Below are 14,204 nucleotides of genomic sequence, written 5' to 3' on the forward strand. Positions count from 1 at the left end.
GATCGCGATCCCGGATGCCGGGATCGCGCGGTGGCGAATTATTCAGCGGCAACGCCCATGCGCATCCGTTCCATTTCCTCCAGTGCCCGGCGATATTCGACCGGCATCACTTTGCGGAATTTCGGACGGTAATCGGCCCAGTTGTCGAGGATCTGCTTGGCGCGGTTCGAGCCGGTATAATGCAGATGGTTGGAGATCAGCTGGTAGAGCCGCTCCTCGTCATGGCGGGTCATGTCTTCTGACACGTCCACCAGACCCTTGTGCATCAAATCGCCGCCATGGTGATGCAGCTTTTCCAGCATGTCATCTTCTTCCGGCACCGGCTCCAGCTCCACCATCGCCATGTTGCAGCGCTTGGCGAAATCGCCCTGTTCGTCCAGCACATAGGCGACGCCACCCGACATGCCGGCTGCAAAGTTGCGGCCGGTTTCGCCCAGCACGACCACCACGCCGCCCGTCATGTATTCGCAGCCGTGGTCGCCCACGCCTTCGACAACCGCGATGGCGCCAGAATTGCGCACCGCGAACCGTTCACCAGCCACGCCGCGGAAATAGCATTCCCCGGCAATGGCGCCGTAGAGCACGGTGTTGCCGACGATGATCGAGTGTTCAGCCACGATCCGCGCATTTTCCGGCGGACGCACGATGATCCGGCCACCGGACAGACCCTTGCCGACATAGTCGTTGCCGTCACCGACCAGATCGAAGGTGATGCCGCGCGACAGAAACGCTCCGAAGGACTGGCCCGCCGTGCCGTTCAGCGTCACATGAACAGTGTCATCCTTCAAACCCTTATGGCCCCAGCGCTTGGCAAGTTCACCCGACAGCATGGCACCGGCTGAGCGGTCGACATTCTTGATATCGACATCGAACACCACAGGCTGCTTGGATTCCAGCGCAGGCATCGACTTTTCGATCAGCTTGCGGTCCAGCACATCTTCAATCGGATGATGCTGGCGCGCCGTCCAGTAAGTGGCTTCCTTGGGCGCATCGACCTTGTGGAAAATCTTCGAGAAATCGAGACCCTCGGCCTTCCAATGGGCCAGCATGTCATTCTTTTCCAGAAGTTCCGAGGCGCCGATAATGTCATCCAGCTTGGCAAAACCCAGCGAGGCAAGGATTTCGCGCACTTCTTCCGCGACAAAGAAGAAGTAGTTGATGACATGTTCCGGCGTACCCTTGAAGCGCTTGCGCAGAACCGGGTCCTGGGTGGCGACGCCAACCGGGCAGGTATTGAGATGGCACTTGCGCATCATGATGCAGCCTGCGGCAATCAGCGGTGCAGTGGCAAAGCCGAATTCGTCGGCACCGAGCAATGCGCCGATGATGACGTCGCGGCCGGTCTTCAGACCGCCATCGACCTGAAGGGCGATGCGCGAGCGCAAGCCGTTCAGCACCAGCGTCTGCTGGGTTTCGGCCAGGCCGATTTCCCATGGCGAACCGGCGTGCTTCAGCGAGGTCAGAGGCGAGGCGCCCGTGCCGCCATCGAAGCCGGACACGGTGATATGATCGGCGCGGGCCTTGGCAACGCCGGCGGCCACCGTGCCGACACCGACTTCCGACACCAGCTTGACCGAAACATCGGCAGCCGGATTGACGTTCTTCAGGTCGTAGATCAGCTGTGCCAGATCTTCGATGGAGTAAATGTCGTGATGCGGTGGCGGTGAAATCAGACCGACACCCGGTGTGGAATGCCGGGTCTTGGCAACCGTCGCGTCCACCTTGTGGCCGGGCAATTGTCCGCCCTCGCCGGGCTTGGCACCCTGCGCCACCTTGATTTGCAGCATATCGGCATTGACAAGATATTCAGTGGTCACACCGAACCGGCCAGAGGCGATCTGCTTGATGGCGGAGCGTTCCGGGTTGGGCGAACCGTTGAACAATGGCAGATAACGGTCGCTCTCTTCGCCGCCCTCACCCGTGTTGGACTTGCCGCCGATGCGGTTCATGGCGATGGCGAGCGTGGTATGCGCTTCACGGCTGATCGAGCCGAACGACATGGCGCCGGTGGAGAAACGCTTAACGATCTCGGCGGCCGGTTCGACCTCATCGACCGAAATCGGCTGACGTCCCTGATCGGCCGCCTTCTTGATCTTGAACAAACCGCGAATGGTGTTCATCCGCAGGGCGCTCTCATTGACCATTTCCGCGAATTCGCGGTAGCGCTCCTGGGAGTTGCCACGCACGGCATGTTGCAGCGAGGCGATCGAATCCGGGCTCCAGGCGTGGTTTTCACCGCGCAGGCGGTAAGCATATTCGCCGCCGATATCCAGCGAAGTCGCCAGGATCGGGTCCTTGCCGAAGGCGGAATGATGGCGCGCCACTGTTTCCTGCGCAATCTCGGCGAGGCCAATGCCTTCAATGTTGGAGGCCGTGCCGAAGAAATACTGATCGATCAACTGGGAGTTCAACCCGATGGCGTCGAAAATCTGCGCGCCGCAATAGGACTGATAGGTGGAAATGCCCATCTTGGACATCACCTTGAGAATGCCCTTACCGACCGCCTTGATATAGCGATAGACAACTTCGCTTGCATCGACTTCCTTGGGGAATTCGCCATGCTTGTGCATGTCGAGCAGCGTGTCGAAGGCTAGATAGGGGTTGATGGCTTCCGCGCCATAGCCCGCCAGACAGCAGAAATGATGCACTTCACGCGGCTCACCAGTTTCCACCACCAGGCCGACCGAGGTGCGCAGGCCCTTGCGGATCAGGTGATGATGCACGGCAGCCGTGGCCAGCAGCGCCGGGATGGCGATACGATCAGGGCCGATCTGCCGGTCCGACAGCACGATGATGTTATAGCCGCCACGCACCGCCGCTTCGGCGCGCTCGCAGAGCCGGTCGAGCATGTCAGGCATGCCTTCGGCGCCGCGATCGACGTCATAGGTGAAGTCGAGCGTCTTGGTGTCGAACCGGTCCTCGGTATGGCCAATCGAGCGGATCTTTTCCAGATCGCCATTGGTCAGGATCGGCTGGCGCACTTCCAGCCGCTTGGCGCGGGCTGCCCCCTCATGATCGAGAATGTTGGGGCGCGGGCCGATGAAGGATACCAGGCTCATCACCAGTTCCTCGCGGATCGGATCGATCGGCGGGTTGGTGACCTGAGCGAAGTTCTGCTTGAAATAGGTATACAGCAGCTTCGACTTCGACGACATCGCCGAAATCGGCGTATCCGTTCCCATCGAGCCGATGGCTTCCTGGCCGGTGGTCGCCATCGGCGACATCAGGATACGGGTGTCTTCCAGCGTGTAGCCGAAGGCCTGCTGACGGTCGAGCAGCGACACGTCGCGGCGCAGCGCCCGTGGCTCGACCGGCTTCAGATCCTCAAGGATCAACTGGGTCCGATCCAGCCATTCCCGGTAGGGAAGGCTTCCGGCCAGATCAGACTTCACTTCCTCATCGGAAACGATCCGGCCCTTTTCCATATCGATCAGCAGCATCTTGCCCGGCTGCAAACGCCACTTCTTAACGATCTTTTCTTCCGGCACCGGCAGCGTACCGGCTTCCGACGCCATGATGATCCGGTCGTCATCGGTGACCAGATAGCGGGCCGGACGCAGACCGTTGCGGTCCAGGGTTGCGCCGATCTGGCGGCCATCGGTGAAGGCCACGGCGGCAGGGCCGTCCCATGGCTCCATCAACGCGGCATGATATTCGTAAAACGCCTTGCGTTCCTTGCTCATCAACTGGTTGCCAGCCCAGGCTTCCGGGATTAGCATCATCACCGCATGGGCCATGGAATAGCCGCCGCGGATCAGGAATTCGAGGGCGTTATCAAAACAGGCAGTGTCCGACTGGCCCTCGTAGGAGATCGGCCAGAGCTTGGAAATATCGTCGCCGAACAGCGGCGAGGAGACCGACGCCTGACGGGCAGCCATCCAGTTGACATTGCCGCGCAGCGTGTTGATTTCGCCGTTATGGGCGACCATGCGGTAAGGATGCGCCAGCTTCCACGATGGGAAGGTGTTGGTGGAAAAGCGCTGATGCACCAGGGCCACAGCCGATTCGAAGCGCGGATCGGCGAGATCCTTATAATAGGCGCCAACCTGATAGGCCAGGAACATGCCCTTGTAGACGATGGTCGAGGAGGACAGCGACACCGGATAGAAGCCGGTTTCCTGACCGCCGAATTCGTCATAGATCCGGTTGGAAATCACCTTGCGCAGCAAGAACAACCGGCGCTCGAACGCATCCTGGCTGGCGGCATCGCGGCCCGCGCCGATGAACACCTGGATATGGCGCGGCTCGGTGGCGGCAATGTCCGGGGCCTTGGACAGCGAGGAATTGTCGACCGGCACATCGCGGTAGCCGAGCAGGTGCTGGCCCTCGGTCAGACAGACATCGGTGATCACCTTCTTGAAATGGGCGATCTGCTCTTCATCGGCGGGAAAGAAGAAATGACCGACGGCATATTCGCCAGCCTTGGGCAGAATGACGCCCTGGGCAGCCATTTCCTCACGGAAGAACCGGTCCGGGATCTGCACCAGAATGCCAGCGCCGTCGCCCATCAGCGGATCGGCGCCGACCGCGCCGCGATGGGTGAGGTTTTCAAGGATGAACAGGCCGTCGCGGACGATCTGGTGCGACTTCTCGCCCTTCATATGGGCGATGAAGCCGACGCCACAGGCATCATGCTCGTTGCGCGGATCATAGAGGCCCTGCTTTTGCGGAAGACCATAACGCTTTACCGTAGCGGCACCGGCGTTCGCCTGCGCCGCATCGGCCGCCACGATTGCTTCGGATGGCATCATATGCGTCATCGCTTTCCCTCCAGTTGAACCGTCCGGTCGAAACTATCCGATCCGGCACACAGCTATTTGACAAAATCGAATACCGACGGGGGCTTGTCGCTGCCCAAACCAGGGGCCAGATTTTAGAGGCGCCCCGCTTGCCGTATGCAAAACAGGTCACAAACCTGACCTTTCTGCACAGCTTCTCTCGACCGCTGCAAAAGCAGATATCCCGGTGAGTATAGCGCAAGAGAGCGAGGACGAAAGACCCAGAAAACCAAAACCTGCCACTCGATTTCCGAAATTATGTCAGTTTTATTGACCTATTTCTGCAATCTATATGGCAGAAACAAATCGGCTTCGCAAGCCATCAGCTTAAAAAGCCGGGTGATGACGCGACAGAATCTGTCTTTTTTGGCGATCTACCGCATTATTCTTTCGTCTGTTGAGGTCTTTGCGCAGGAAACTAAACCGGAGCGCGGAATACGAAGACAATCGCCCTGGTGATAATCGGTCCGGACCGCGACGGGTGATTGGACCGGATTGAACACGGCAGCAAAATCGTTAGGGTCAAAGTCACGCCGATAGACAAGCGTTACAGCCAATCAGGAAGCCATCATGTTCTTTGCATCCGATAATTGGGCCGGAGCCCATCCCGCCATTGCCGAAAGTCTGATGAAGGAAGCGGCGGGCTATGCCAGCGCCTATGGCACCAGCGATCTCGACCGGCGCGTCGAAGCGCATTTCAACCAGATTTTCGAGCGCGACGTCTCGGTGTTCTTCGTTGGCACTGGCACGGCGGCCAATTCGCTGGCGCTGGCCAGTGTGGCGCGGGCCGGTGGCGTCACTTTCTGCCATTTCGACGCGCATGTGAATGCCGACGAAGGTGGCGCGCCGGAATATCTCAGCCACGCCAGCCGGCTCTATCCGGTTGAGGGCGGCGGCGGCAAGATGAGTGCGGCAGCCCTTCACACCGCCGTCTCGCGCTTTGACACGCCTTCCGTCCACCAGGGTCGGCCCATGGCGGTAACGATTACCCAGGCGACCGAAGCTGGCACTATCTATACTCTGGACGAGATCTCCGCGATCAGCGCCATTGCCCGCGCCAAATCCCTGCCCCTGCACATGGACGGCGCCCGGTTTGCCAATGCGCTGGTGGCGCTCGATGCGACGCCCGCCGAAATGACCTGGAAGCGCGGCGTCGATATTCTCTCCTTTGGCGGCACCAAGAATGGCTGCTGGTGTGTGGAAGCCATCATATTCTTCAACCCAGACATGGCCGAGGAAATGCCCTATATCCGCAAGCGGTCGGCGCAACTGTTTTCCAAGACCCGCTTCGTGTCCGCCCAGTTGGAAGCCTATTTCAAGGATGATCTGTGGCTGGATCTGGCCCGCCATGCCAATGCCATGGCCGACCGGATGCGCGCCGGTCTCAGCAAAAACAACAAGGCCCGTCTGGCCTGGAAGACCGAGAGCAATGAAGTCTTCGCAGTGATCGGCAAGGATGCCGCCAAGCAGGCCGAAGCCCGCGGCGCGAAATTCTACGAATGGCTGACACCCCGTGATGAGCCCGGATTGGTCGGTCAGGACAATGTCTTGATCCGGTTGGTCACCAGCTTTGCCACGACAGAGCAGGACGTCGACCAGTTTCTAGAGATTCTCTAAGTATTTGAAGACTGACGGCTTCGATAAACACCAAAAACACAAAAGGGCGGCACCAAGCCGCCCTTCTTCATTCCTCACGAACGCTGAACGCTATATCAGACGACGCGAGACTCGATGGCCTTGGGCGCTTCGACCGGCTCGCTGGCAATCGCGATGCGGCGTGGCTTCATGGCTTCGGGAATATTGCGCAGCAGATCGATATGCAGCAGGCCGTTCTTCAGCGAAGCATTGGTCACCTCGACATGGTCGGCAAGCTGGAAACGACGCTCGAACCCACGCTTGGCAATGCCGCGATACAGAAACTCGGTCTGTTCGGCCTGGTCTTCCTGGGCCTTTTCACCCTTGACCGCCAGCACATGCGCATGGGCCTCGATGCTGAGCTCGGTTTCATCGAACCCGGCAACGGCCATGGTGATCCGGTAGGTATTGTCGCCCGTCCGCTCGATATTATAGGGCGGATAGCTCTGGGCCTGATCCGGCTGACCCAGGCTGTCCAGCATGGTAAACAGGCGGTCGAAACCAACGGTGGAGCGATAGAGCGGGGAAAAATCAACGTGACGCATAGGTGTCCTCCTGAGAAGCGACGGTTGCGGTAATGACTAAGACAGATACCCCTGATGTGGCGGTGTCTGCCGGATGGTGCAGGCCCTTCCGGCGCCTGCAACAAAGAGATGGGAAAGGCGATTTGCGAGTTCAAGACCCCTCGACATGCACGCACCATGATGGCCGATTTTTTGTGGCTGAATTTTTGATGAATGGCGGGTTTGGCATCGGTTCACCTTGGCCGCACTAGCGTCCACCTATCAGGAGTGATCCTGGTGGCTGAAGAATATCGTCCCTGCGTCTTCAGTGCCTGCTGCCGCCCATTAGTCTCAAAGCCCAATCGTCTTGAAGCAATGGGCGGCTTTTTTCCTTGACCCGATTTCGGTGCGCGCAAATATGCGATATGAAAAACTGACGATTGTGCTTGGAAAGGCAAGGCCATGGATAGCGTGCTTCATGCCGTGGACGGCAATCCCATTCCTGACAATCATCACGCCGGCTTTTTCACCAGCTACGACGGCCTTCGCCTGCGCTATGCGATCTTCAAGAGCGATATCAGCCCGGCTAAGGGCACGGTGGTGCTGGTGCATGGCCGCAGCGAATCCATCGAGAAATATTTTGAAACCATCCGCGACCTGACCGCAGCGGGTCTTTGGGTCGCCACCTTTGATCTGCGCGGCCAAGGCCTGTCCGACTGGACACTTCTGCAAAAGTCCTCAAAATCCAGAGGAGATAGCGAAAAGCGCTGGGGTCATGTGCGGCGCTTTTCCGATTATGAGCAGGATCTGGAGCTGTTCCTGGAGCAGGTCGTGCTGCCGGATTGCCGCCTGCCCTTCTCGATGATCGCCCATTCCACCGGTGGGTTGATTGCCCTTGCCGCAGCGCCACGGCTGTCTGGGCGCATTTCACGGCTGGTCCTGTCAGCCCCCTTTGTCGGCCTGCATGGTGAAGCTTTGTCGGCGGCAAAGGTGTTTGCGCTAGCGCGTCTGGCATCAACGCTCGGGCTTGGCAACCGACCCTTGTCATCAGCCAGCAAGCCGCACACCTTCGCCACCAATGTTCTGACCTCGGATGCCGCCCGCTTCGACCGCAATATGGCGATTTTTGCCGCCGTGCCGGAGCTTTCGATCCGTGCGCCTTCGGCCCGCTGGCTGCATGAATGTGCAAAAGCCATCCGACGGGTCAACGATCCCGCTCACCTGACGGGGATCACCATCCCCACTCTGTTGCTTGCTCCGATGCTGGACGGCGTCGTGCCCTTTAGTGCGCAGGAACATCTGGCCCGGCATTTCCGCGCCGCGCAATTGCTGTCCATTCCCGGCGCCCGTCATGAAGTGTTGCAGGAACAGGACCGCTACCGCGAACAGGCGCTTGCCGCCATCCATGCCTTCATTCCCGGCAGTGACCCAATGCAGATCGACGGCGAGGCAGCACTCGTCGGTCTTTGACACGTCATCTCTCCTCAAGCATCCCACAACCATCGTTGATCGTCCCACGCGGTTTCCCGGCCCTTCTCCTGGCATTCCTTAAGGGATTTTTATTGCTGGCGAACGATCCGAATTGACAGAATTCAGAACATCAATAATGTACGAATTCGTATTGTTTAGTGAAGATGGGTGCTGACGTTCAGCGCCCAATTTGCTTTCTGGGAGGAGAAATACGATGAATGCGCCTAAGAAATGGATCCAGAACGAAATTCAATCTCTCGATCCTGAGAAGGACTATGTGCGGATCTGGCGGCTGTCGAGCAGCTACGGCCTCAACGACTTTATGCAAAACTTCATCTACGCACTGACCTTTCCGAATTTCGTGGTGACGGAATGGGGTGCGGAAGTTGTCTGGCGCGACGATGGCGGCAAGGTGGTTGATCGTGCCACGAGTCGCGTTGAACAGACCAGCAGCGCCAACGCCTTGTGGTGGTTCTATGGACCCCATGATGAACGCACCAAGAAATCCGCCGAAGGCATTAACAACCTGCATGCCTATTGGGCCAAGAAATATCCAGGTCGATTCTCCTATACTGAAGATTATATCTATACATGCGCCTTTACGGCCATAACCATGCACCGTCTCCGGTTGCGCATGGGGCTGCCGGGCATTTCGGAAAAGGAACAGATCGCCTCCCATCGGTTTTGGCTGGAAATGTCCAAGCTGTTCGTGGCCGAGAACAATCAGCCGCTGCATGGCTATCCCGAGGATTTTGCGGGCCTGATCAGCTATTGCGAAGCGATAGAAGAAATGGATAGGCCGAAGCACGAGCGCGGCAATCTCATCGCCACGGCGATTTATGAGCAATTCGTCTTCCGCTTTTTCCCCAAGGAATTGCATTGGCTCGGACACCAGCTGCTCCGCTCGATGTCGCTGCCCACAACCCTTGAAACCATGCAGATCGAACCAGCCTATCCGATGGCGCAGGATGTTCTGCCCAAATTGATGGGCCTGATCTTCTGGTATCTGGAAACCCAGTTAGACGATCCGACGGAAAGCTATATCGAATCACGCGACAAAATGAGCAAGGATGAAAAGGCGGACATCAAGGCCGGCATCCGAGCCCTTGATCAGGCGTTTCCGGAGCATTACGTTTCGCTCTACAAGGACGATCCGAAATTTGCCGGATGTCCGTTCCATGCTGGCCTGCAGAAGTACCAGCCGCAAGGCGACGTTCCAAGCGAGATTGAGGCCATCGAAGCGCAAGCAGGCATACTTGGCTAATCGCCGGTCTCACCAGACCTGAGCCAGACCTGAGAATGCCCCTACAGCGTCCTGCGCCATTATATGGCGCAGGACGCTGTAGCAGTTTATTTGCTGCATAATGGACGATCCGCATGGACACCGGCGGCGATCAACCCGCCAGAATTGCCAGTGCCTGCTGATGAACCGCGATGGAGCTTGCCGCGATGATCTTGCCACCGGCTTCCGGGCGGCCTCCGTCCCAGGTGGTGATCACCCCGCCCGCTTGTTCGATGATCGGGATCAGCGCGCCGACATCATAAGGCTTCAGCCCCGTTTCGATCACCAGATCGACAAAGCCTGCCGCCAGCAGCGCATAGGCATAGCAATCCACGCCATAGCGGGTCAGCCGCACCTTGGCCCGCACCGCATCGAAACGCGGGCGCTCGTCTTCCAGAAAAATATCCGGCGAGGTGGTGTAAAGCACCGCATCCGAGAGACTGGTGCAGACCCGCGTTGCGATCTGCCGCTGGCCATCCGGCCCGCGGTACCAGGCTTTCTCCCCATCGGCAAAATAACGCTCGCCGGTAAAAGGCTGGTCCATCATGCCCATCACAGCATGACCGTTTTCCTGAAAACCAATCAGCGTTCCCCAGGTGGGCAGACCGGAAATAAACGCTCGCGTTCCGTCGATCGGATCGATCACCCAGACACAATCGCGGCCAAGGCCGATATTGTCATGTTCCTCGCCCAAAATGCCGTGATCGGGGAACTTGGCCTCAATCAGCACGCGGATCGCAGTTTCCGCTGCCTTATCGCCTTCGGTAACGGGATCATAGCCGCCCGCATCCTTGTTGACGACATCGAGCATTGAGCGAAAGCGTGGCAGGGTCTCAGCCTTGGCGGCCTCGGCGAGGCTGTCGAAAAACGTCTTGTCGGGGCGCATGCGGCTTCCTCGGTAGGTGAATGTAGACGTGTCTTACGGCATAAAACGCCGGATCGGAATTCGCTCCAGCATAAATTTATCAAGACGACAGGCAGAGCGCCGAATTGCACGCCATTCGTGCATTTCCTTGATGCAAATGCTTAAAAAATAATCATGATTAAAAAAATGTCAAAATTGCCTTGACATTTGTGCAATGCAAAATATTATACATCTTACAGTCTTTCGACTGTAAATACCCTCCTTGGGTGTTTCCTCCCTAGACTTGCCGCGCCTCGAGCGCGGTTTTTTTTGCCCTATCGCGCTTTGCATCGCAGGGCTTGAAAACCGATTTCCACTCTTCGGAACAATGCTCTATTCGGCAGCGAGCGCGCCATCGCCGAGGCCGGGCGTGGCAATGCCTTTGGAAAGCTCCGCCATCTGGCCGATGAACCGCGACAGCGTGGCTGCAAGCAAGGCGAAATCCGGTCGTTTTTCCAACGTGGCCTCATCAACATACAGCGCGCGGTTAATCTCGATCTGTAGAGCGTGCAGGCCCCTAGCGGGACGCCCGTAATGTTCGGTGATGAAGCCACCGGCATAGGGCTTGTTGCGCACCGCCGTAAATCCGAAATCGCTGAGCACCTGCATGGCCGCATGGGTCAGTTCGGCCGAAGCACTGGTGCCATATCGGTCGCCAATGATGAAATCAGGACGAATGGCGCTGCCGCTCAACCGGATATTGCCGGGCATCGAATGGCAATCGATCAGAATAGCCGCACCGAAATGGGCATGGGTGCGGGCAATCAGCCGGCGCAGGCAGGCGTGATAGGGCTTGTAGATCGTCTCGATCCGGGCAATCCCCTCCTCCACGCTCAACCGCTCCCGGTAGATTTCCATATTTTCGGCCACAATCCGCGCAATTGTGCCGAGCCCTCCGGCAACGCGCACCGAATGGGCATTGACGTAAGGCGGCAGGGTGCCGGAAAACATCTTCGGATCGAGCTCATAAGGCTCGCGGTTGACATCGATATAGGCGCGTGGAAATTTCGCGTAGAGCAAGGGCGCCCCATGATCGGGTGCCGCCGCAAACAGCTCATCGACGAAGTGATCCTCCGAACGGCGGATGGAAAGCCTGTCCAGGCGCGAACGAGCGAGAAACTCCTGTGGATAATCTCTGCCGCTATGGGGGGAATTGTAAACAAAGGGAATGCTATGCTGTTCGGGTTCGCGCACGTCAAACAGCTCGAAATCGTCGCGTTCCGGCTGCATCTCACCCCTTCTTTACCAAATCAGCAATTCATAATGAAACATATGTTGCCAGTTGCCCACCGCGAAGTCCATACTGCATTAATCTTGAAGCCGAATACGGCATGGTAAGAGAATCATGCAGCACTTATGCAGCAATTATAATGCGCTACAGCGACCTGTCTGCGCCGCCAAAGACGCGGACAGGTCGCTGTAGTGGCGAAAAATCACACCCGGCTTTCCCGTCTTCACCTGCTGTTTACACGGGCTGGAATATCTGGGAAAGCTTAACACCATGATCCCAGTTGAGTAACGGTCCAGCAATGACTCAGAAAATACTTCTTGCCGAAGATGACAACGACATGCGCCGCTTCCTGGTGAAAGCCCTGGAAAAGGCCGGATACAAAGTATCCTCCTATGACAATGGCGCCAGCGCCTATGACAGGCTTCGCGAAGAACCCTTCTCGCTGCTCCTGACCGACATCGTCATGCCGGAAATGGACGGTATCGAGCTGGCCCGCCGCGCCACCGAACTCGACCCGGACCTGAAGGTGATGTTCATCACCGGCTTTGCCGCCGTGGCGCTGAACGCCGATTCCAAGGCGCCCAAGGATGCCAAGGTCCTGTCCAAGCCCTTCCATCTGCGCGACCTGGTAGACGAGGTCAACAAGCTGCTGACCGCCGCCTGAGGCCGTCTGGTTCCAGCGACTGCGCCGCCCAGATTGGAACCGTCCGATCGTCCGCGATTTGCGACGATCATGCGTCGCATCGCAAGCGGCGCGGCAAACCATGCATGCGCCATATCCTGGCGCATGGTAGATCACCACAGTGAAGCGCCTGCGCATAAACCCGGAAAAGACAGCAGATACAAAAGCTTGCCGAATTCTTGGTCCAAACCGCGTAATAGCTATTGACGGAAACGGCGGTTTCATGGTTTACCCCCGCCATCGGATGGGCGTGTAGCTCAGCGGGAGAGCACTACGTTGACATCGTAGGGGTCACAGGTTCAATCCCTGTCACGCCCACCATCCGACTTTCTTCCCTTTTATAGCGTTGACAAGCCTAGTTCATATCAAGACCGTAGGCCGGTTCATCGTGGCCTACTGCCTCGCTCGCCATTGCCGCGCTGGTCTGTAAGAACCGTTCCCGGGCATTTTTTTTGCCCTTTCCCTATTTTCTATACCGCATTGCACCCTAGATGGGTTTGGATGCAGACTATTTTTGAAACATTGCAACATGCCATCGCATGGATGCCGGATTGGGCTGTTTCGCTTTGTGTCCTGCTTCTTGCTTTTCTGGCGGGCATGTTAATTCAGCGCTTCGGCTTCCGCATCCTGACACGGCTGACGGAAAATCGGGATCTTTTCTGGCGCTCGCTGGTGCAACGCACCCGGCGGCCACTGCGGCTTGCAATTCTGACCTGTACGCTGTCGATCGGCGTCACTCTCGCACCTTTGAGCGATTCGGCAGCGACCATCGGACGACATGCCCTGTTGCTCTGCTTCGTCGTTGTTGTTGGATGGATGACCCGCACCGCCCTGCATATCTGGGTCACCGTCTATCTTCGCCGCTTCAAGCTTGATGCCGAAGACAATCTACTAGCCCGCAAGCACGTTACCCAATCCCGAATCATGGAAAGGGTGGCCGCCACCGGCATCGTCGCACTCACGGCGGCAGCTGTTCTGATGTCTTTTCCGGCGGTGCGCCAATATGGGGTCAGCCTGCTGGCCTCGGCGGGTGTCGCGGGTATCGTTCTCGGTCTCGCCTTGCAGCCGATGCTGAAAAATTTGTTTGCCGGGCTGCAATTGGCCATCACCCAGCCGATCCGCATCGATGATGCGCTGATTGTTGAAGGTGAGTTCGGTCATGTCGAGGAAATAACCGCCACCTATGTGGTGGTGAAGCTCTGGGATTGGCGAAGACTGGTCCTGCCGCTCAATTATTTCATCGAAAAGCCTTTCCAGAACTGGACCCGCGAAGGTGCAGCGCTGATCGGCACGGTCATGCTCTACATGGATTATTCCGTTCCGGTCTCCACCCTGCGCCGAAAAACTGAGGATATCGTCAGGTCAGCACCGTTATGGGATGGAAATGTCTTCAACCTTGCCGTCACGGACCTGAAGGATCAGGTGATGGAAATCCGGATTCTGGTGTCCGCCGCCAACGCCGGAAAGGCTTTCGATTTGCGCTGCTATGTGCGCGAAAAGCTGATGGACTTCATTCAGACAGATTATCCAGACTCCTTGCCACGCCTGCGCATTCACCAGGAAAAGCCAGAGAGTTTAAAGGATGGGTCGTTCGCACCAATTCAGCCCGGCGCAACCGCTCGACCTGAGAAAATCGACGCCTGACATCTGGGCGACCGATAGCAACGGGAATAACCGTTGTCGGCGATAATGGGCCTTTCAGGCCGATTTTTTACCCTC

Annotated in this window: 9 protein-coding genes and 1 tRNA gene; 6 read left to right on the plus strand and 4 right to left on the minus strand. The window is 57.7% G+C overall.

Annotated elements, in window-relative coordinates; all coding sequences use genetic code 11:
- Positions 1 to 38: 38 nt before the first annotated feature.
- The gene (gltB, locus tag ASB66_RS16240; protein WP_060718273.1) at positions 39 to 4,760 is read right to left on the minus strand and encodes a glutamate synthase large subunit; all 4,722 of its coding nucleotides are present in this window, start codon (positions 4,758 to 4,760) and stop codon (positions 39 to 41) included.
- Between the two features lie 588 nt (positions 4,761 to 5,348).
- Between gltB and ASB66_RS16245 the strand changes: the two genes are divergently transcribed.
- Positions 5,349 to 6,395: a threonine aldolase family protein gene (locus tag ASB66_RS16245; RefSeq protein WP_060718274.1), complete on the plus strand. Its 1,047-nt coding sequence runs from the start codon at positions 5,349 to 5,351 to the stop codon at positions 6,393 to 6,395.
- Between the two features lie 95 nt (positions 6,396 to 6,490).
- Here the strand turns inward: ASB66_RS16245 and ASB66_RS16250 are convergent, their stop codons facing one another.
- Positions 6,491 to 6,958 (minus strand): Hsp20 family protein, encoded by a 468-nt coding sequence (locus ASB66_RS16250; RefSeq protein WP_015917100.1) that lies wholly within the window; start codon positions 6,956 to 6,958, stop codon positions 6,491 to 6,493.
- Between the two features lie 420 nt (positions 6,959 to 7,378).
- Between ASB66_RS16250 and ASB66_RS16255 the strand changes: the two genes are divergently transcribed.
- Complete coding sequence (locus ASB66_RS16255) at positions 7,379 to 8,386, plus strand: alpha/beta fold hydrolase (protein WP_060718275.1); 1,008 nt, start codon at positions 7,379 to 7,381, stop codon at positions 8,384 to 8,386.
- Positions 8,387 to 8,600: 214 nt separating this feature from the next.
- On the plus strand, positions 8,601 to 9,650 hold the full coding sequence (locus tag ASB66_RS16260; protein ID WP_060718276.1) for a hypothetical protein: 1,050 nt from the start codon (positions 8,601 to 8,603) through the stop codon (positions 9,648 to 9,650).
- A gap of 130 nt (positions 9,651 to 9,780) precedes the next feature.
- Here ASB66_RS16260 and hisN read toward each other — a convergent pair whose 3' ends face one another.
- Together hisN and ASB66_RS16270 are read right to left on the minus strand one after the other, a co-directional pair.
- Positions 9,781 to 10,554, minus strand: a complete 774-nt coding sequence (gene hisN / locus ASB66_RS16265) for a histidinol-phosphatase (RefSeq protein WP_060718277.1) — start codon at positions 10,552 to 10,554, stop codon at positions 9,781 to 9,783.
- 351 nt (positions 10,555 to 10,905) lie between these two features.
- Positions 10,906 to 11,802, minus strand: a complete 897-nt coding sequence (locus tag ASB66_RS16270) for an N-formylglutamate amidohydrolase (protein WP_060718278.1) — start codon at positions 11,800 to 11,802, stop codon at positions 10,906 to 10,908.
- 299 nt (positions 11,803 to 12,101) lie between these two features.
- Between ASB66_RS16270 and cpdR1 the strand changes: the two genes are divergently transcribed.
- The 3 genes from cpdR1 to ASB66_RS16285 all read left to right on the plus strand — a co-directional run bounded on the left by cpdR1 (position 12,102) and on the right by ASB66_RS16285 (position 14,129).
- Positions 12,102 to 12,467, plus strand: coding sequence for a response regulator CpdR1 (gene cpdR1, locus ASB66_RS16275; RefSeq protein ID WP_015917105.1), 366 nt, complete (start codon positions 12,102 to 12,104; stop codon positions 12,465 to 12,467).
- A gap of 264 nt (positions 12,468 to 12,731) precedes the next feature.
- Positions 12,732 to 12,806 (plus strand) — tRNA-Val (locus ASB66_RS16280).
- A gap of 180 nt (positions 12,807 to 12,986) precedes the next feature.
- A complete protein-coding gene (locus ASB66_RS16285) occupies positions 12,987 to 14,129 on the plus strand; it encodes a mechanosensitive ion channel family protein (RefSeq protein WP_060718279.1) in 1,143 nt (380 codons plus the stop codon).
- Positions 14,130 to 14,204: the final 75 nt, after the last annotated feature.

The organism is Gillisella vitis, from assembly GCF_001541345.2.
Lineage (GTDB): Bacteria > Pseudomonadota > Alphaproteobacteria > Rhizobiales > Rhizobiaceae > Allorhizobium > Allorhizobium vitis.